The sequence below is a fragment of the Mesorhizobium kamtschaticum genome, assembly GCF_056174585.1.
Window position 1 is genome coordinate 2359771 of record NZ_CM149691.1, and the last position, 17474, is coordinate 2377244.

The following is a 17474-nucleotide window of genomic DNA, read 5'->3' on the forward strand; positions in this document are numbered from 1 at the left end:
TTATGTAGAGCCGGGCGGCAGCAGCTATGAGGCCGCCACGCAAGTCCGCAGGTGAGACGCCAACAACTCGGATGCCGGCTTGCCCGAACCCTGCAGCGGGCTCATCAAGTAGTAGGTGCCGCCAGGTATGATTGGCTGATTACGGAAGATCACCAACCGCTCCTCCCGGACGAGGTCACCGGTATTCGCGATCCATCCGAGCATCACTCCCATCCCTGCCAACGCAGCCTGGGTCGCTTGAACGTGGTTGCCGAAAGAGAGATCTCCTTGCCGGTCGTGCGGTAGGCCGGTCGCGTCGAAATAGTCGTCCCAGCCGGGCGAAAATTCCTCGTCAGTTTCAACGTGGAGGAGGGTAGCTTGCGCGAAATTGCCAGAGCCGAGCCGCTCAGCGGCCTTAGGGCTGCAGACTGGGATCAAGCGCTCATCGAAAAGCGGTTCGCAAGTCCCATCAAGCCAGTCGCCCGCGCCATAGCGGATCAACAAGTCGGCTTCGGGCGTAAATTGCGGGCTGCCCGACGTTGGCACGACCCGAACAACAATGTCAGGATGCCGGGTGTAGAACGTCGCCAAACGCGGCATTAGCCAATATGTGCCAGTACAGACAGTGCAAGCGATCGTAACGACGTTTTGTTCGTTTCGCTCCAGTGCCCTGATTTTTCCGATTGCGCTCTCGATCCGATCCATTCCGTCCGAAACCGCGTGAAGCAGAACCCGGCCCGCGTCGGTCAACGCAGCAGGACGCATCCGCCGATCGAGCAGCTTCGTGCCGATGTGGTCCTCGAGGTTCCGAAGTGCCTGGCTGACGGCGGGCTGCGTGACGTTCAACTCTGCCGCCGCGCTCTGGACGCCGCCTGCACGCACCACGGTTTCGAAGGCCGACAGAAGCCGAAGGGGAGGGAGATGTCGACGCAATATCATAACCTCTTGCTTATGTCGGATTAGCCTTTCAGGCCTTCCAAACCTAACCTGATGGGGCGATTGTGGCAACTATGGACGGCCGACTTGCGGTCACAACATAAGCACAGATTAACCAGAGAGAGTTTATGAACGCCCAGCTCCGTCCCTCCGAACTGACTGCGGACGAAACACGGTCGCTCCGGGTCGATCTTGCCGCAGCCTTTCGTCTGGCAGCCCAGTTCGATTGGCATGAATCGGTCGGAAATCATTTCAGTGCCGCACTTTCCGCTGATGGGAAGACATTTCTCATGAACCCGCGCTGGCGGCATTTTGCGGAGATTCGGGCGAGCGATCTCTTGGTTCTTAACGCGGGCGACAGCGAGGTGATGACTCGGCCTGACGCTCCAGATCCTTCCGCGTGGACGATCCACGGCTCCGTGCACGGCGCGCGCCCCGAGGTCAGGGTTATGCTGCATTGCCATCCCCCGTATGTGACAGCGCTGGCCAGCCTCAAAGATCCTGACATGAAGCCTGTCGACCAGAACACGGCCCGTTTCTTTGGCAAGCTCGGCATTGATCTCGGGTTTGGGGGCATTGCCGACGATGCCGCCGAAGGGCGACGCTTGGCGACGGCTTTTGGCAACAAGAGCGCCATCATCATGGGCAACCATGGCGTGACGGTTACGGGCCGGACAGTCGCCGAGGCTTTTAAAGACCTCTATTTCGTGGAGCGCGCGGCCAAGATCCTTGTGCTCGCATATTCAACTGGCCAGCCTCTCAATGTCATGTCCGACGACCTCGCCCAGAAGACGGCCGATGGCTGGCTTCCTTACAATGATCAGGCATTCGCGCACTTCGACTACCTCAAGCGGCAGTTGGATAAGACCGACCCCTCGTATCGCGACTAAGGAGCAAACGTGCGCAATATTGAAGTTCTGTTTTTTGACGTCCTGGGGACGATGGTCGACTGGCGCGGCAGCATCACGGCCGAGGTTGGGGAGTTTCTGAAACGCCACAAGTTTGGCCACGTAGACCCTGCTGGTTTTGCCGATGCGTGGGTAGGACGCTATGACACTTCGGTCGATCCGATGCGGACGGGTAAGCGACCATTCGTTTCCCTCGATCAGGTGAACAGAGAAAATCTCGTTTCCAGCCTCGAGGAATTCGGGTTGTCCTGCGCATCGTTGCCACCGGAGGAACTTGAAGACCTCAATCTGTCTTGGCACCGCCTGAAGGCTTGGCCGGATCTGGGTGAGGGTCTCTCTCGCCTGAAGTCGCGTTTCATCATCGCTCCGCTGTCCGATGGACACGCCCGGCTTCTGGTGAACGTGTCGAGGTTCAACAATCTGCCGTGGGATTTTGTCGTCGGCGCCGATATGTCTCAGGCTTACAAGCCCATGCCGCAGGTCTACCTGCGTGCCTGCGAGTTGCTCGAGGTCCAGCCGGAGAAAGCCATGCTGGTGGCGGCGCATGACTACGACCTGGAAGCGGCCCGCCGTTGCGGATTGAAGACCGCCTACATCGTTCGCGCTAATGCCGGAGACCCTTCCAAGGCAGGTAACCAGAAAGCGCAGGATGGCTGGGACTACAAAGCGAAGGACCTGCTCGAACTCGCCGACATGCTCAGATTGCCAAGCGGTTGCTTTTAGCCGATAGCTCCCCGAAGCCGAGCAACGGGCGCTGACGCTCGTAGGGCTGCCAGGCAGCCGAGGATGCCGAGCGGTACGAAAGCGAGGAACAGCCAGCTCGCGACATTGGCAGCGGCGTCGTGATTCAGCCCTTGTGAAAAGCCGCTGGCATTGGCGACGATGCCGGCAAGGGCGGCACCCACGGCATAGCCGATGCGCTGCATGGTCGGCACCGCGGCCGAGGCGATGGTCTGTTCGTCATCCGGAGCGGAGGCGACGATGACGCGGGTCAGGAACGGCCAGGCAATGCCGAACCCACCGCCCTGCAGCAGGGCGCAGACCAGGATCAGCGGAATGGAACCCAGCGGTATCGTGTAGGCAAAGCCGGCAATGCCCACCGCGATCATCAGCGCGCCGGCGACAATGATCAGCCGCTCGCGTTGCGGCGGCGCGTTGGCGACGAGGATCGAGAGGATCGACCAGGCGATCGATTCGGCGGCGATGATGTAGCCGGTGGTCAGCAGCGGAATGTCGTGCAGGCTGGTCAATAGCAGTGGTCCGTAGACGCCGAAGGAGCAGGTCGCGACGGAAAAGGCGGCGACCATGGTCATGCCGGCGCCAACCGGGGTGCGCCACGAGAACAGCCGCGACGGGAACAGCCGCGAGCGCGGCTTCAGCGCGTCGATGGTGAAGAACAGCGCCAGGCCGGCGAGGCCAAGGACGATCAGCAGCGACGAGCGCAGCACGGCAATGTCGACGCCGGCCGAGGCGATCAGCACCACGGCGACGGCAAGGCAGGCAAGGGCGGCGAACGGGAAGGGCGGCACCTTGCCCGCGCTTGCGCTCGGTCGCGTCGCCTCCGGCGTGTTGAGCACGAGGAAGCTGGCCAGCGCCATGGCGGTGCCGCCAAGAGTGAAGACGCCGAAGGCCCAACGCCATGACAGCAATTCCGTCATGATTGCGCCCAGCAACGGGCCACTGAACGCCGCGACGCCCCAGATCGCCGACATGATGCCGAAAAGCTGCGGCCAGATGGCGCGCGAAAACAGCCGCTCGACCGAGACGAAAGCCAGTGACACCAGCGCGCCGCCGCCCAGCCCCTCGATCAGGCGGCCGGCCAGGAACAATTGCATGGAAGGCGAGGTGGCGCAGATCAGCGCGCCTGCCGCGTAGAGCAGGGCCGCGACCACCATATTGGTGCGCAGCGCCACATAGCTCACCAGCCGTCCGGCCGCGGCACCGGCGACGATGGCGCCGAGCTCGTAGATCGCCAGCGACCAGCCGACGAGCTGCACCCCGGCCAGTTCGCCGACCATGGCCGGCATGACGGTCGCGACCATCGTCTCGTTGGTGGCGTGCAGCAGGATGCCGAGGCTGATGAAGCAGAAGCGTGCCAGGTCGCCGCTCGCCCACAATGCGCGCCAGTCGACCCTGTTTGTGCTGATTTCAGTCATGTCCACCCCAGTCCTGCATATCTCGATGCCGGCGCATGGCACCAGAAGCCAGCAAGGGTTTCCGGCAGGAGCATGCGCAGCAACAGCGCCGGACAGCGTGCCATCAAGGTGCTGGTCCGGTCGGGGTGGGCTTGTAGGACCTCAACCGCGGTTGAGTTCAAGCGGTTTTTTCAAGAGATCAGTTCTCGGTGCTGCGCAGCTGGAACTGGCTGACGCCGATCGCGAGATTGATGCCGGTCTGCGTCTGCAGGCTGAGCGGCTGGAGTGTGAAGGCCTGCGAGGAACCGCCGACCAGCAGATTGGCGCCGGCGCCGACGGCCGCCGTCACTTCAGCGCTGGCGCCGATATAGTCGCCGGCCAGCGCACCAGGCGCGTAGATGTTCTTCAGCGGCGTCAGCACCAGCCATCGCATCACCGCCTGCTTTGTCGTGCCGATGTCGAGGCCATATTTGTTGACGGCACCGAAATAGGCTTCCGGCGCGAAGCTCTTGTCGGTCGGCGTGAAGGTGCAGCTCAGATCCTTGCTCGAGCCGAAGATGAAGCCGGTGCCGCCCGATATGGCGCATTCAAGCGTGCCGAGTTCGATGCCCCGGTCCTGCGCCTTCGCCTGTGGCGCGCCAAGCACGATTGCAATCGCGGCAGCGGCGATGGCTGTCTTCGGCATACTGTTCCCCTCAAAAATCAAAACGGCGCGGAACCATCCTATCCAGTTCCGCGCCGCAGAGTAGAGAGGAGCCTATGGCTCCATGCAATCACTTCAGCGAGTGGATCAGCTCAAGCGAAGTCACGGCCACGGCGAGATTGACGCCGGTCTGCGCCTGGACGCTGAGCGGCTCCAGCATGAAGGCGCTGTCGAAGCCGCCGACCAGCAGATTGGCGCCGCCACCGGTGACGACGCTCGCCTCGGCGTTGACGCCGTAATAGCTGCCGGCAAGGTCACCCGCATCGCGGTCGCGGGTCGCGGCAAAAACCGCCCAGACGAGCTGGCCCTGATGCGTCTGGCCGAGATCGACACCGATCTTGGAGATGACGCCGGTGTAAATCTCCGACGGGCCATGGTGATAGGGACGGAAGACGCAGGACACGCCCTTGTTGGAAGCGACGATGTAGGCGGTGCCGCCATCGATGGTGCAGTCGAGCGTGCCGAGCTGCAGCTTGCCGGCGCTGGCCGGGGCGGCAGCGAATACGGTCGTTGCAAGGGCAGCGGCGCAGACGAGTTTCTTGATCATGGGGAGGTCCTTTCGCAAATCGCTTGGAAATAACGGCTAGAGTGGCCAGACCGTTCCGTCGAAAACTTGGCGTGAACAAGGCAAGGGTTAACGGCTTGCTGCAGGGGTTAACGCGCGGTTGCCGGATTGGCGGCGATCTTCGGCGCTGCGTGTCCTTTTGGACACGCAGACGGCTCCATGATGCTTAGCCGGATATGCCGAAGCCCGGATCTGCCAAAGTTATGTCAGCTGACGCGGGCGAGGCCGTCCTTGGCCGGCTGGTAGCTGGGGTTGAGGCGCACGGCTTCGCGATAGGACTTCGCCGCCTTCGCCTTGTCGCCGCGCCGCTCGTAGATCAGCGCCTGGTTGGCCCAGGCTTCGGCGTTCTGGCCGTCGAGCTTGATGGCCATGTTGAAGTCGGAGAAGGCATTGTCCTCGTCGCCGGTCGCCAGATAGGAGAGGCCACGGCCGTTGTAGGGTTCGGCTGCATCCGGCGCCAGCGAGATGGCGGTCGAGAAATCCTCGATGGCGAATTTGTGCTGGCCCTGGCTCTGATAGATCAGGCCGCGATTGTGGTAGGCGCGGGCGTCCGTCGTGTCGAGCTGGATCGCCTTCTGGAAATCGCTGAAGGCATCCTGGGTGCGGCCCGCCTTGCGGTAGAGATTGCCGCGACCGATATAGGCGGCGTCATAATTGCCGTTGATCTGGATCGACTTGTTGTAGTCGTCGAGCGCGGCCGTCTGATTGCCAAGGAAGCGCTGGATCAGCGCGCGGTTCGAATAGGCCTGGTAGAAATTCGGATTGAGCTGGATGGCCTGGTTGAAGTCCTTGAGCGCCGCCTGGTACTGGCCGCCGCGGCCATAGGCCGAGCCGCGCACATTGTAGCCTTCCGGATCCTGGGGATTGCGCTGGATCACCGCCGAAAGCGACGAGATGTTCTCGCTCGACCCTTGCGCCTTGTCGATGTTGTTGAACTCGCCGGTCGGGCCAGATGTCTGGCAGCCGGCCAGCACCAGTCCGGAAAGCAGGGCCGCTGTCAGGGCGAAACCACGCAATGCGGTCCCGCGCTCCACGCTCGTTGCGTTCATGTCTGCCCTGTCCTCACTTGCGCCGCGTCGTTCAGGTCCGGATCCCCCCTCCGGGCCGGGTCACAATCAAAACAAAAAGGTGGCGGCGATTCCGCATCGCGCCACCTCTAGTATCCTTCGAAAAGGACGAAAAATAGGCGTTAGAACCGCGGCGGCCGCGGCGCACCACCTGCACCGCCGGCGGCGCCAGCAGCAACCGGGCGCGGCGTCATCGGCAGCAGGCCTTCGCGCTGAGCACGCTTGCGGGCCAGCTTGCGGGCGCGGCGAACGGCTTCAGCCTTTTCACGGGCGCGCTTCTCGGAAGGCTTCTCGTAGTGACCGCGCATCTTCATTTCGCGGAAAATGCCTTCGCGCTGCATCTTCTTCTTGAGCGCGCGAAGCGCCTGATCAACGTTATTGTCGCGGACGAGTACCTGCACGGGCAATCCTGTCTTTCGGGTTTGATATCATCAGGCAAGCGGCCATAGCCACTAGCCTCCGCGGCGGTCGACACCACGAATTGTGGCGGCTGATAGCAGAATCAGGCTGCGCTGTCCACAGTCGAAATGCAGGACAACAGCCAAATTGCCACGGTAGGCCCGAGATAGGGCGCCAGCTACGCCGTGGCCAGATGCAGCCGCTCGAAATCCTCGAAGAATTCGCCGTAGTCGCAGGTGATCTCTTCGCCGGCGGCAATGTCCCGGGTCGCGGTCGCGCCGCCATATTGCGAAAAGTCGGTGTTCGGCGTCGCCGAATGGTTCATGAAGCGTCCATTGTCGACCTCATAGACCATGAAGCCCGGCCGATCCGGGCTCGGATAGGCATAGCGGTCGAGCAATTCCTTCAGAGGCTGCGGCGCCGCCTCATATTTGTCCATCGGGATCAGCCGGTCGAAATCTGGGTCGAGGCGCCAGATCGAGGCGCCTTTCCGGATCGGCTCGGCGGCGAACATGCCGACGCCCTCGATTGCGCTCGCGGCCACATAGGTTCGGATCAGCATCATGGTTTCGGGACCCGTTTCGACAAGAAACGGAATCGCCAAATCGCGCGGAAAAAGCAAGACCGGCTGCCTGCGTCAAAGCGGCGAACCGGCCTGTTCGGCGCAAAAAACCTTCACGTCCGGTTGATCGAGACGCCGCCGTCGGCAAACAGCGCCGTTCCCGTGGTGAAGCTCGAGGCGTCGGAGGCGAGATAAAGCGCCGAGCGGGCGATCTCCTCCGGCTGTGCCATGCGCTTCAAGGCATGGATGCCTTCGACGAATGCGCGGGCCTCGGGCGTGGTCGTCGTCGCGCCCGGCGTGTCCGTGCCGCCCGGCAGCAATGCGTTGACGCGCAGGCCTTTTGGCCCGTATTCGGCGGCCAGAACCTGTGTCAGGCCGATTAGGCCGGCCTTGGCAGCGGCGTAGGCGGCCATGCCCGGCATGCCGGCAGTGTAGCCGACAAAGCTCGACGTGAAGATCAGTGAGCCGCCGCCGCGCTCCAGCATCGCCGGTATCTGGTATTTTGAGCCGAGAAAGGCGCTGGTCAGGTTGATGTCCATCGTCTCGTGCCATGTCGCCGGCAGCATGTCGGGCAAAGGTGCCATCAAGCCGACGGCGCCGGCATTGTTGAAGGCGATGTCGAGGCCGCCAAAATTTTCGACAGCCAGATCGACAAGCGCCTTCGCATAGGCTTCGTCCCTGACATCACCGGCAAGGGCGATCGCGGTGCCTTCCGCGTCTGAGATCTCCGCGATCAGCGTGTCGAGCTCGGCCTGACGGCGGGCGGAGACGACGACCCTTGCACCTTCCTCGGCGAAGAGTTTTGCGGTGGCGCGGCCGATGCCGGAACTGGCGCCGGTGACGATGGCGATCTTGTTGGCGAGTGCGAACATTTTTCTGCATCCCTGTTTTTCGTGCCGGTCTCACCGGCAATCGGGATGCTTGGTCGCAGATGGGGCAGGTCGGAGCCACCCGATACCTGCACAGGTCGCGTCGTTCCGAACTATTGCTTCAGCAGCCAACCGAGCCGGTCGAGTGAAAATGCGTAGCTTATGGCGATGAGCAGGGCGACGATGATGCCTGTGGTGGTGTAGCCTGCGGCATAGAATCCGGCCGCGCCGCCGAACAGGATGACGAGTTCGAGCGCCAGCCGTACCGTGCCCGGAACCGGAACGGGAGCCCGGCCCGACCGGCTTGGGTCGTCGAGCACCGCGAAAGTCCCCCACAGTACGGCCGCAATGAGGGGCAGGGCCAATGCCAGGATCCAGCGCCACCATCCTTCGGAGAGGTTCCAGCCCGCTATGCCGAGGCCGAGCAAGGCGGCAAGCTCGAGCAGGAAGCGCAACGTCAGATTCCACCAGGCGTTGCCCATATTCGTCCTCCGGAGATTCGCGGCAGACAATGTGGCTGAAGGCCCGTATGGGAGCCAGCCCACGTGCGCCTTTTTCGTCGCGGCGCAAAACGGCAAGCGCCGTCGCAAACAGCGCAAGGGTGGAAGCGCTGTTTCGCTAGTGATACACCTCGCGCGCCGGGGCTGAGTGAAACGCCCTGCCGCCATTTGCGAGGCCAGGACGTTGAAAAAATATTCGGTATTCGCCATCGCCCGCGAGGCCATGCGCGGCCACAAGGGATGGGAGGAGCAGTGGTCCTCGCCTGAGCCCAAGAAGGAATACGACGTCATCATCGTCGGTGCCGGCGGCCATGGCCTGGCCACCGCCTATTATCTCGCCACGGTGCACGGCATCACCAATGTCGCGGTGCTGGAAAAGGGTTGGCTCGGCGGCGGCAATACCGGCCGCAACACCACCATCATCCGCTCCAACTATCTCTATGACGAGAGCGCAGGGATTTACGACCATGCGCTGAAGCTGTGGGATGGGCTCTCCCAGGAACTCAATTACAACGTCATGTATTCGGCGCGCGGCGTCATGATGCTGGCGCACAATGTGCACGACATCCAGGTGCTGAAACGCCATGTCCATGCCAACCGGCTGAACGGCATCGACAATGAATGGCTGACGCCGGAGCAGGCGAAGGAATTCTGCCCGCCGCTGAATATCTCCAAAGATGCGCGCTATCCGGTCGTCGGGGCTGCCCTGCAGCGTCGCGGCGGCACGGCGCGCCACGATGCGGTGGCCTGGGGCTATGCGCGCGGCGCTTCGGCGCGCGGCGTCCACATCATCCAGAATTGCGAGGTCACCGGCGTCAAGCGGGCGGCCAATGGCGCGGTCTTGGGCGTCGACACGACGCGCGGCTTCATCGGCGCCAAGAAGGTCGGCGTGGTCGCCGCCGGCCATTCCTCGGTCATCATGAACATGGCTGGCGTGCGCATGCCGCTGGAAAGCTATCCGCTGCAGGCATTGGTGTCGGAGCCGATCAAGCCGATCGTGCCTTGCGTGGTTATGTCGAACACGGTGCACGCCTATATCTCGCAGTCCGACAAGGGCGAACTGGTGATCGGCGCCGGCACCGACCAGTATGTCTCCTATTCGCAGACCGGCGGCCTGCACATCTTGCAGCATACGCTCGACGCCATCTGTGAGATGTTCCCGATCTTCACGCGCATGAAGATGCTGCGCTCCTGGGGCGGCATTGTCGACGTCACGCCGGACCGTTCGCCGATCCTGGCCAAGACACCGGTGCCCGGCCTCTATGTCAATTGCGGCTGGGGCACGGGCGGCTTCAAGGCGACGCCTGGTTCGGGCCATGTCTTTGCCCATACCATCGCCAAGGACGATCCGCACCCGATCAACGCGCCCTTCACCATCGAACGCTTCCGCACCGGCCGCCTCATCGACGAGGCGGCGGCGGCGGCGGTGGCGCACTGATGATGGCCGAGCTGGCTGTCGCGATGCCGCTGGTGCTGGCGGGGGAACAGGGCATGTTCCATCTGCCGTCGCCGTACGAAGTACGCACGCAGCCGATCAGCCGCGCTGGAAACGAAGCCAATTGGCCGTTTTCGGTCGACGACGGCGTCCTGGCCTGCGTGTGGAGTGGTGGCCAGAAGGTGGTGATGTTCGTGGAGAACAGGCCTGCCGATCTCAGCGAGGACGAACCATTCGAGCCACGTCGCGTCATCGTCACGACCGATCCGATGCAACTCACCATCGGCAATATGGCGTATCGCGACCTGTTTCGCCCGGCTGCAAGCGTGGAGGAGCGCATTCGGCTCGTCGCGCCATTCGCGGCCATGGGCCAGAGGCTTTGCGACCAACCGGCCGGCGCCCACGTCGGCCACGGCGAATTGTAGGAACGAAGACGATGCTTCTCATCCGCTGCCCCTATTGCGAGGAAGAGCGCCCGGAGCTCGAATTCCGCAACGCCGGCGAGGCGCATATTGCGCGCTCGGCCAATATTGCGGGCGAGAGCGATGACGACTTCGAAAAGTTCTTCTTCATCCGCTCGAATCCCAAGGGCATCATCTATGAGCGCTGGCGGCACATGCATGGCTGTGCGCGCTTCTTCAACGCGGTGCGCGACACCGTTACCGACAAGTTCGTCATGACCTACAAGGCCGGCGAACCCAAACCCGCCAAGCTGCCGGGAGTTGCCAAATGAGCGGCGCGTTCCGCATCCCGAGAGCCGGTCGCCTCAGCCAGGCCAAGACCGCGCGCTTCAGCTTCGACGGCCAGTCCTATACCGGCATCGAGGGCGACACGCTGGCCTCCGCACTGCTTGCCAATGGCGTGCATCTGGTCGGCCGCTCGTTCAAGTACCACCGGCCGCGCGGCTTCCTGTCGGCCGGCGCGGAAGAGCCGAACGCGCTGGTGCAGATCGTGCGTGACGATGCGCGCAAGACGCCGAATGTGCGCGCCACCGTGCAGGAGCTCTATGATGGGCTCGCCGCCAATTCGCAGAACCGCTGGCCGTCGCTTTCCTTCGACGTCGGCGCGGTCAACGACCTGGCATCGCCGATGTTTTCGGCCGGCTTCTACTACAAGACCTTCATGTGGCCGAAGGCGGCCTGGAAGAGCCTGTACGAGCCCAAGATTCGCGAAGCCGCTGGCCTCGGCGTTTCTCCCGACAAGCCTGATCCCGACCATTATTCCTCGCGCTATGCGCATTGTGACGTGCTGGTGCTGGGCGGCGGTGCCGCCGGCATCGCGGCGGCATTGGCAGCGGCCGAGACCGGCGTGCGCGTCATCCTCGCCGACGAGCAGGCCGAGTTCGGCGGCAGCCTGCGTTTCGAGACCGGGGCGAAGATCGACAGCCAGGACGGTTTTGTCTGGGCAACTGCGGCGGTAGCGAAGCTCACCGCCATGGACAATGTCCGCGTGCTCTCGCGCACGACGGCGTTTGGTTACTACGCGCAGAATTTCGTCGGCCTGGTCGAGCGCGTCAGCGATCAACTGAAGGCTCCTGGCCATGATTTGCCGCGCGAGCGGCTGTGGCAGGTGCGTGCCAAGCGCGTTGTGCTGGCCTCCGGCGCCATCGAGCGCCACATGGTGTTCGCCAACAATGATAGGCCGGGCATCATGCTGGCCGGCGCGGCGCGCACCTTCCTCAACCAATATGGCGTGGCGGTCGGCAGGAATGTCGGCGTCTACACCGCCAATGATTCCGCTTACGCGGCGGCGATCGACCTGAAGAAAGCCGGCATCAACGTCGCGGCGATCGTCGATCTGCGCGACAACCCGACAGGTCCGGTGATCGACGAGGCGAGGGCGCTCGGCATCGAGATCAATTTCGGCCGCGCGGTCATCCGCGCCGGCGGCAAGCTCCGGGTATCCTCGATGACCGTGCAGCCGAAGAATGGCGGCGGCGAACGCACCATTCCCGTCGACGCCATCCTGATGTCGGCCGGCTGGACGCCGTCAGTGCACCTGTTCTCGCAGTCGCGCGGCAAGGTCGCCTTCAACGACGAGACCAAGCGCTTCGTGCCGGGCACCTATGCGCAGGACTGCGTCTCGGTCGGCGCCTGTAACGGCACTGACGGGCTGTCGGCGACTGTCGACGAAGCCTATGCGGCTGGCGCCAAGGCGGCCAAGGATGCCGGCGCCAACGATGCCGGCGCCAAGACCGCCAAGGGCACCAAGCCGAAGGTCGACGCTTCGGAAAGCTGGTCGCGCGGCATGCTGGGTGCGGCCCCAGGCGCCGGCCCGGACACGACGGTCAAGGCGTTCGTCGATTTTCAGAACGACGTCACCGCCAAGGACATCCGCCAGGCGGTGCATGAGGGCATGCGTTCGATCGAGCACGTCAAGCGCTTCACCACCAACGGCATGGCGACCGACCAGGGCAAGACCTCCAACATGCACGGCCTGGCGATTGCCGCCGAGACGCTGGGCAAGCCGATCCCGGAAGTCGGCCTGACCACCTTCCGCGCGCCCTACACGCCGGTCACCTTCGGCGCGATCGTCAGCCATGCGCGCGGGCCGCTGTTCGACCCGACACGCAGAACCGCGATCCATCCCTGGGCCGAAGCGCAAGGCGCGGTGTTCGAGGATGTCGGTCAGTGGAAGCGCGCCTGGTATTTCCCCAAGGCCGGCGAGGACATGCATAAGGCTGTCGACCGCGAATGTGTCGCGGTGCGCACCAATGCTGGCCTGTTCGACGCCTCGACGCTCGGCAAGATCGAAGTCGTCGGGCCTGACGCCGCCAAGTTCATGGAACTGCTCTACACCAATCCGTGGGAGAAGCTGGAACCCGGCCGCTGCCGCTATGGCATCATGCTGCGTGAGGACGGCTTCATCTATGATGACGGCGTCGTCGGCCGACTGGCGCCGGACCGTTTCCATGTGACGACGACGACGGGCGGCGCGCCGCGCGTCATGAACCACATGGAGGACTATCTCCAGACCGAGTTCCCGCATCTCAATGTCTGGCTGACCTCGATCACCGAGCAGTGGGCGGTGATTGCCGTGCAAGGGCCGAAGTCGCGCGACATCATCGCGCCGCTGGTCGAAGGCATCGACATGTCCGACGAGGCGCTGCCGCACATGTCGGTGCGCGAAGGCAAGATCTGCGGCGTGCCGACCAGGCTGTTCCGCATGTCGTTCACCGGCGAGCGCGGCTTCGAGGTCAATGTGCCGGCCGACTACGGCCAGGCCGTCTGGGAAGCGCTGTGGGCCGAGGGCCAGAAGCATGGTGCGGCCGCCTACGGCACCGAGGCGATGCACGTGCTGCGCGCCGAAAAGGGCTATATCATCGTCGGCCAGGACACGGACGGCACGGTGACGCCGAACGACGCCGGCCTCGACTGGGCGGTCGGCAAGAAGAAGACCGATTTCGTCGGCATCCGCGGCCTGACGCGGCCGGACCTGGTCGCCAAGGGCCGCAAGCAGCTGGTTGGTCTCAAGACCAAGGACCCGAAGGTGGTGCTGGAAGAGGGCGCACAGATCGTCGAGAATCCCAAACAAGCGATCCCGATGAAGATGATCGGCCATGTCACCTCGAGCTATTGGTCGCAGAACTGCGGCCGCTCCATCGCGCTGGCGCTGGTTGCCGGCGGCCGCGACCGGATGGGCGATACGCTCCATGTGCCGATGCCGAACGGGGTGATCGAGGTGGAGGTTACCGGCATGGTGTTCTTCGACGAGACGGGAGGGCGCCTCAATGGCTAAGGCTGCTGCAAAGAAAACGGCTCCGGCCGCATCGCCTTCGGTCGAGCGCCGTCCGGCGTTGGCTGGCCGCGCCACATCGGCGACCGGCGTCAAGGTTGAAGTGCTGCCGCCGGCGGAGCGCATCTCGTTGCGCGCGCCGGAGGCTTCGGTCGCTGCCCTGTCGAAGGCACTTGGCCTGACCTTGCCGAAGAAGCCGAAGACTTCGGCGTCGAAGACGGGGCGCACCGCACTATGGCTCGGCCCTGACGAATGGCTGGTCATCGACGAAGCCGGCAAGGACCCGCTGGCCGATTGCGCCACGGTTGCCGCGTTGCATTCGTCAGTCGGCATCTCGCATCGCAACATTGCGATATCGGTTACCGGTCCGGCGGCTGAAGCCGCGATCAATGCGGGCTGTCCGCAGGATCTGTCGCTCGACGCCTTCCCGGTGGGAGCGGCCTCGCGCACCATTCTCGGCAAGGCCGAGATCGTGCTGTTGCGCACCGCCGACGATGCCTTCCGGGTGGAATGCTGGCGTTCCTTCTCGGACTATGTCTTTACTTTCCTGTCCGAGGGAGCCCGCGACGCGGCTGGCTGACCCGGAACGTTTGCCGCCCGCATCCGTTGTGCGGCAACAGGTCGAGGGAGAAATGCCGATGCCATCAAAATCCGCGCCGAAGTCGCCGGTGAAAAAGACGGCCGCCGTGCGCTCGCTTGAGCATGAGCAACACGAAGCGCCAAGCGCCGAACAGGAACTCGAGGAAGGCCTCGAGGACACCTTTCCGGCCAGCGATCCGGTGTCCATCACCAGTTCGGCGATCCCCGGCGCGCCCGCCAAGCCGGGCAAAGCCAAGACCGTCCCCGGGCGGAAACCCCGCAAGCCCTGATTTTCCGCAATTTTGGTTGAAAGGCATCTTCCCAAGGTATTGCCAGTTGAGATATTCAAAGCGCTTTGGAGAGGAAAAAATGCCGATAAAAGCTGTCGTCTGGGGCGAGAATGTCCATGAGCAGACCAATGTCGCCGTGCGTGACCTCTATCCGTTGACCATGCATGGCACGATTGCCACGGCGCTCAACCAGGACAAGGGCATCGAGGCGACCACCGCCACCTTGCAGGAACCCGAGCACGGCCTGAGCGAGAAGCGTCTTGCAGCCACCGATGTGCTGCTGTGGTGGGGGCATGCGGCGCATGGCGAGGTCAAGGACGAGATCGTCGAGCGCGTGCAGAAGCGGGTCTGGGAAGGCATGGGGCTGATCGTGCTGCATTCCGGCCATTACTCGAAGATCTTCAAGCGGCTGATGGGCACGCCCTGTTCGCTGAAATGGCGCGAGGCGGGCGAACGCGAGCGCGTCTGGGCGATCAACCGCAGCCATCCGATCGCGCAAGGCATCGGCGAATGCCTGGAGATCGGCGAGACGGAAATGTATGGCGAGCCGTTCGCGGTGCCGGAGCCGCTGGAGACGGTGTTTGTCTCCTGGTACGAGGGCGGCGAGGTGTTCCGCTCCGGGTTGACCTACCAGCGTGGCGCGGGCCGCATCTTCTATTTTTCACCCGGCCACGAGACCTATCCGATCTATCACAATGCGGGCGTGCAGCAGGTGCTGCGCAACGCCGTGCACTGGGCGCACAACCCGGCGCCCGCATGGTCCGGCATCACCAATGCGCCGAACGTGCCGACGGACAAGGCCAAGGAGAAGATCGTGCAGAAGGGCCTGCGCCTGCATGCCGATGGCGACAAGGGGTTGAGTTGATGGGGGACCTGATCTGATGCATCGCCTGCTCTTGCTCGGCACCGGCTGGATCGCCGGACATCATATCGAAGAGTTCGCAAAGGTCCCTGGCTGCAGCATTGTCGCCTGTGTCGATCAGCTGCCTGGCCGCGCGGCGGCGTTTGCCGCCGCCAACGAGATCGGCGTTTCTTTCGAGAGCCTTGAAGCGGCGATCGCCTGGGGCGATTTCGACGCCGCCATCAACGCGACTCCTGACGGTGTGCACAAGGCGACGACGCTGGCGCTGCTTGCCGCGGGAAAACATGTCTTTTGCGAAAAGCCGCTGGCACCGAACCATGCCGATGCGCTTGCCATGACCGAAGCGGCCGAGGCCGCCGGCCTCGTCAACATGGTCAATCTCACCTACCGCAATTCACCGGCGATCCAGGAGGCACGGCGTCTGGTGTTGGCGGGCGCGATCGGCGAATTGCGCCATGTCGAGGCGAGCTACAAGCAGAGCTGGCTGGTCAGCAAATCCTGGGGGGACTGGCGCGTCGAGGACAAATGGCTGTGGCGCCTGTCGAGCTGGCATGGTTCGACCGGGGTTCTGGGCGATGTCGGCATCCACATCCTGGACTTCGCCACCTATGGCGCGGCCCAGGATATTGTCAGCCTGCACGCCGATCTGGTGACGTTTCCGAAGGCCGAGGGCAACCGGATCGGCGACTATGTGCTGGACGCCAATGACAGTGTGGCGATGACGGCAAGGCTGACATCCGGCGCGCTGGCGACGATCATGGCGAGCCGCTACACAACCGGCCATGGCAATGATCTGTCGCTGGCGCTGCATGGCACCAAGGGAGCGCTCAAGGTCGAGACCGATGGCAAGGCGGCGCGGCTGTCGGCGTGCCTGGGAGAGGACGTCGATGTTCAGCTCTGGCGAGAGCTGGCCCTGCCGGACGCCAAGCGCAACGCCCAGCGTTTTGTCGACGCGCTGGATGCCGGGCAGAATGGCGCCCCGTCCTTCCGGCGCGCCGCCGACATGCAGAGGCTGATCGACGCGGCCTTTGAAAGTTCAGCGGCCAGACTGCCGGTCTCGATCGGCTGATTGGCAGCCTTCGCGCAAAGCGATCAGCCAGGATTGCCGTCGCGCCACGCGGTCTGCCCCATCAACCGGTTCATGGTCGACAGATATTCGTCTTCCGAGGTCGACCAGCGCAGTCTTGCCATCTCCTCCGTATCCGGGCCGGCGAGGTAGCGCAGGCGGTGTGATGGGTCGGTTGCCGCCGCGTGGATCGTCGCAACGACCTGCTGCTCATCGGCATCCGGGAGCGGGTAGTTCATCATCGATTGCATCATGTGGTCGAAGTAGGGCTTGTATGTCGCCGGTACTGAAACGGCCTGCGATGCCGCCATGGTGTTGGCGGTGAAACTGGTGGTGCGCATGGCGCCGGGCTCGACCAGCTTGACCAGGATGTTCTGCGATTCAAGTTCGTAGGACAGCGATTCCGACAGGCCTTCGACGGCATGCTTGGTCGCGGTGTACAGCGCTAGCAGCGGTACAGCCGCCAGGCCGACGCCGGAACTGATGTTGATGATTGTGCCGCCGCCATGGGCACGCAGATGCGGGATCGCCGCCTGCATGACATTCATCATGCCGAAGACATTGGTCTCGAAAATGCCGCGGATCGTTTCCTTCGCGGTGGCTTCCAAGATCGAGAGGACACTGACGCCGGCATTGTTGACGACGGTGTCGATATGGCCAAAGCGCCCAATGCCGGCGGCAATGGCGGTCTCGATGCTGACGGCATTGGTGACGTCGAGGGGCAGGACAAGCATTTGATCGGGATAGTCGGCGGCGAGGCTCTGGTCCGGCTTGCGCATTGTCGCGATGACGTTCCAGCCTTGGGCGGCGAAGTGCCTTGCAGTGCTCTTGCCCAGTCCTGACGAACAGCCGGTGATGAGGACGGTCTTGGCCATTCACATAAC

At 63.4% G+C, this 17474-nt stretch carries 20 protein-coding genes; 10 read left to right on the forward strand and 10 right to left on the reverse strand.

Annotated features, from left to right (window positions below; all coding sequences use genetic code 11):
- Positions 1-24: 24 nt before the first annotated feature.
- Positions 25-918 (reverse strand): LysR substrate-binding domain-containing protein, encoded by an 894-nt coding sequence (locus tag AC0V7N_RS11660; protein WP_475457553.1) that lies wholly within the window; start codon positions 916-918, stop codon positions 25-27.
- Between the two features lie 125 nt (positions 919-1043).
- Between AC0V7N_RS11660 and AC0V7N_RS11665 the strand changes: the two genes are divergently transcribed.
- The gene (locus AC0V7N_RS11665) at positions 1044-1805 is read left to right on the forward strand and encodes a class II aldolase/adducin family protein (protein ID WP_475457555.1); all 762 of its coding nucleotides are present in this window, start codon (positions 1044-1046) and stop codon (positions 1803-1805) included.
- Between the two features lie 9 nt (positions 1806-1814).
- On the forward strand, positions 1815-2546 hold the full coding sequence (locus AC0V7N_RS11670; protein ID WP_475457557.1) for a haloacid dehalogenase type II: 732 nt from the start codon (positions 1815-1817) through the stop codon (positions 2544-2546).
- On the opposite strand, the gene AC0V7N_RS11675 is transcribed toward AC0V7N_RS11670, so the two are convergent.
- The 8 genes from AC0V7N_RS11675 to AC0V7N_RS11710 form a co-directional block, all read right to left on the reverse strand.
- Positions 2543-3979, reverse strand: a complete 1437-nt coding sequence (locus AC0V7N_RS11675; protein WP_475457559.1) for an MFS transporter — start codon at positions 3977-3979, stop codon at positions 2543-2545. The genes AC0V7N_RS11670 and AC0V7N_RS11675 overlap by 4 nt on opposite strands.
- Before the next feature lie 178 nt (positions 3980-4157).
- On the reverse strand, positions 4158-4643 hold the full coding sequence (locus AC0V7N_RS11680; protein WP_475457561.1) for a DUF992 domain-containing protein: 486 nt from the start codon (positions 4641-4643) through the stop codon (positions 4158-4160).
- An 88-nt stretch (positions 4644-4731) separates the two neighbouring features.
- The gene (locus AC0V7N_RS11685) at positions 4732-5208 is read right to left on the reverse strand and encodes a DUF992 domain-containing protein (RefSeq protein ID WP_183463020.1); all 477 of its coding nucleotides are present in this window, start codon (positions 5206-5208) and stop codon (positions 4732-4734) included.
- Positions 5209-5432: 224 nt separating this feature from the next.
- Positions 5433-6275: a tetratricopeptide repeat protein gene (locus tag AC0V7N_RS11690; protein ID WP_475457563.1), complete on the reverse strand. Its 843-nt coding sequence runs from the start codon at positions 6273-6275 to the stop codon at positions 5433-5435.
- 140 nt (positions 6276-6415) lie between these two features.
- On the reverse strand, positions 6416-6694 hold the full coding sequence (gene rpsU, locus AC0V7N_RS11695) for a 30S ribosomal protein S21 (protein WP_023810129.1): 279 nt from the start codon (positions 6692-6694) through the stop codon (positions 6416-6418).
- A 176-nt stretch (positions 6695-6870) separates the two neighbouring features.
- A complete protein-coding gene (locus AC0V7N_RS11700) occupies positions 6871-7257 on the reverse strand; it encodes an SET domain-containing protein (RefSeq protein ID WP_064981678.1) in 387 nt (128 codons plus the stop codon).
- A 110-nt stretch (positions 7258-7367) separates the two neighbouring features.
- Positions 7368-8126, reverse strand: a complete 759-nt coding sequence (locus tag AC0V7N_RS11705) for an SDR family oxidoreductase (RefSeq protein ID WP_475457566.1) — start codon at positions 8124-8126, stop codon at positions 7368-7370.
- A gap of 110 nt (positions 8127-8236) precedes the next feature.
- Positions 8237-8605 (reverse strand): DUF2568 domain-containing protein, encoded by a 369-nt coding sequence (locus tag AC0V7N_RS11710; protein ID WP_475457568.1) that lies wholly within the window; start codon positions 8603-8605, stop codon positions 8237-8239.
- Between the two features lie 202 nt (positions 8606-8807).
- On the opposite strand from AC0V7N_RS11710, the gene AC0V7N_RS11715 reads away from it, so the two are divergent.
- From AC0V7N_RS11715 to AC0V7N_RS11750, 8 genes are all read left to right on the forward strand, one after another.
- Entirely contained in the window at positions 8808-10061 is a 1254-nt protein-coding gene (locus tag AC0V7N_RS11715) for a sarcosine oxidase subunit beta (RefSeq protein ID WP_475457570.1), read from the forward strand.
- Positions 10061-10483, forward strand: coding sequence for a hypothetical protein (locus AC0V7N_RS11720; protein WP_475457572.1), 423 nt, complete (start codon positions 10061-10063; stop codon positions 10481-10483). Before AC0V7N_RS11715 ends, AC0V7N_RS11720 begins: the two co-directional genes overlap by 1 nt.
- 11 nt (positions 10484-10494) lie before the next feature.
- A complete protein-coding gene (locus tag AC0V7N_RS11725) occupies positions 10495-10791 on the forward strand; it encodes a sarcosine oxidase subunit delta (RefSeq protein ID WP_095199452.1) in 297 nt (98 codons plus the stop codon).
- Positions 10788-13796, forward strand: coding sequence for a sarcosine oxidase subunit alpha (locus AC0V7N_RS11730; protein WP_475457575.1), 3009 nt, complete (start codon positions 10788-10790; stop codon positions 13794-13796). The genes AC0V7N_RS11725 and AC0V7N_RS11730 overlap by 4 nt, the downstream gene beginning before the upstream one ends.
- Positions 13789-14373, forward strand: coding sequence for a sarcosine oxidase subunit gamma (locus tag AC0V7N_RS11735; RefSeq protein ID WP_475457578.1), 585 nt, complete (start codon positions 13789-13791; stop codon positions 14371-14373). The genes AC0V7N_RS11730 and AC0V7N_RS11735 overlap by 8 nt, the downstream gene beginning before the upstream one ends.
- 58 nt (positions 14374-14431) lie before the next feature.
- Complete coding sequence (locus AC0V7N_RS11740; protein WP_475457580.1) at positions 14432-14662, forward strand: hypothetical protein; 231 nt, start codon at positions 14432-14434, stop codon at positions 14660-14662.
- A gap of 79 nt (positions 14663-14741) precedes the next feature.
- The gene (locus AC0V7N_RS11745) at positions 14742-15527 is read left to right on the forward strand and encodes a ThuA domain-containing protein (RefSeq protein ID WP_475457582.1); all 786 of its coding nucleotides are present in this window, start codon (positions 14742-14744) and stop codon (positions 15525-15527) included.
- 16 nt (positions 15528-15543) lie between these two features.
- Complete coding sequence (locus AC0V7N_RS11750) at positions 15544-16593, forward strand: Gfo/Idh/MocA family protein (protein ID WP_475457584.1); 1050 nt, start codon at positions 15544-15546, stop codon at positions 16591-16593.
- Between the two features lie 23 nt (positions 16594-16616).
- Here the strand turns inward: AC0V7N_RS11750 and AC0V7N_RS11755 are convergent, their stop codons facing one another.
- Positions 16617-17465, reverse strand: a complete 849-nt coding sequence (locus AC0V7N_RS11755) for an SDR family oxidoreductase (protein WP_475457586.1) — start codon at positions 17463-17465, stop codon at positions 16617-16619.
- Positions 17466-17474: the final 9 nt, after the last annotated feature.

What these genes read in the sequence shown, in the direction of transcription:
- AC0V7N_RS11730 (WP_475457575.1), top strand. Translation starts at nt 10,788, where the DNA reads ATGAGCGGCGCGTTCCGCATCCCGAGAGCCGGTCGCCTCAGCCAGGCC.
- AC0V7N_RS11700 (WP_064981678.1), bottom strand. Translation starts at nt 7,257, where the DNA reads ATGATGCTGATCCGAACCTATGTGGCCGCGAGCGCAATCGAGGGCGTC.
- AC0V7N_RS11680 (WP_475457561.1), bottom strand. Translation starts at nt 4,643, where the DNA reads ATGCCGAAGACAGCCATCGCCGCTGCCGCGATTGCAATCGTGCTTGGC.
- AC0V7N_RS11740 (WP_475457580.1), top strand. Translation starts at nt 14,432, where the DNA reads ATGCCATCAAAATCCGCGCCGAAGTCGCCGGTGAAAAAGACGGCCGCC.
- AC0V7N_RS11745 (WP_475457582.1), top strand. Translation starts at nt 14,742, where the DNA reads ATGCCGATAAAAGCTGTCGTCTGGGGCGAGAATGTCCATGAGCAGACC.
- AC0V7N_RS11675 (WP_475457559.1), bottom strand. Translation starts at nt 3,979, where the DNA reads ATGACTGAAATCAGCACAAACAGGGTCGACTGGCGCGCATTGTGGGCG.
- AC0V7N_RS11710 (WP_475457568.1), bottom strand. Translation starts at nt 8,605, where the DNA reads ATGGGCAACGCCTGGTGGAATCTGACGTTGCGCTTCCTGCTCGAGCTT.
- AC0V7N_RS11750 (WP_475457584.1), top strand. Translation starts at nt 15,544, where the DNA reads ATGCATCGCCTGCTCTTGCTCGGCACCGGCTGGATCGCCGGACATCAT.
- AC0V7N_RS11720 (WP_475457572.1), top strand. Translation starts at nt 10,061, where the DNA reads ATGATGGCCGAGCTGGCTGTCGCGATGCCGCTGGTGCTGGCGGGGGAA.
- AC0V7N_RS11685 (WP_183463020.1), bottom strand. Translation starts at nt 5,208, where the DNA reads ATGATCAAGAAACTCGTCTGCGCCGCTGCCCTTGCAACGACCGTATTC.
- AC0V7N_RS11690 (WP_475457563.1), bottom strand. Translation starts at nt 6,275, where the DNA reads ATGAACGCAACGAGCGTGGAGCGCGGGACCGCATTGCGTGGTTTCGCC.
- AC0V7N_RS11665 (WP_475457555.1), top strand. Translation starts at nt 1,044, where the DNA reads ATGAACGCCCAGCTCCGTCCCTCCGAACTGACTGCGGACGAAACACGG.
- AC0V7N_RS11735 (WP_475457578.1), top strand. Translation starts at nt 13,789, where the DNA reads ATGGCTAAGGCTGCTGCAAAGAAAACGGCTCCGGCCGCATCGCCTTCG.
- AC0V7N_RS11660 (WP_475457553.1), bottom strand. Translation starts at nt 918, where the DNA reads ATGATATTGCGTCGACATCTCCCTCCCCTTCGGCTTCTGTCGGCCTTC.
- AC0V7N_RS11725 (WP_095199452.1), top strand. Translation starts at nt 10,495, where the DNA reads ATGCTTCTCATCCGCTGCCCCTATTGCGAGGAAGAGCGCCCGGAGCTC.
- AC0V7N_RS11755 (WP_475457586.1), bottom strand. Translation starts at nt 17,465, where the DNA reads ATGGCCAAGACCGTCCTCATCACCGGCTGTTCGTCAGGACTGGGCAAG.
- AC0V7N_RS11705 (WP_475457566.1), bottom strand. Translation starts at nt 8,126, where the DNA reads ATGTTCGCACTCGCCAACAAGATCGCCATCGTCACCGGCGCCAGTTCC.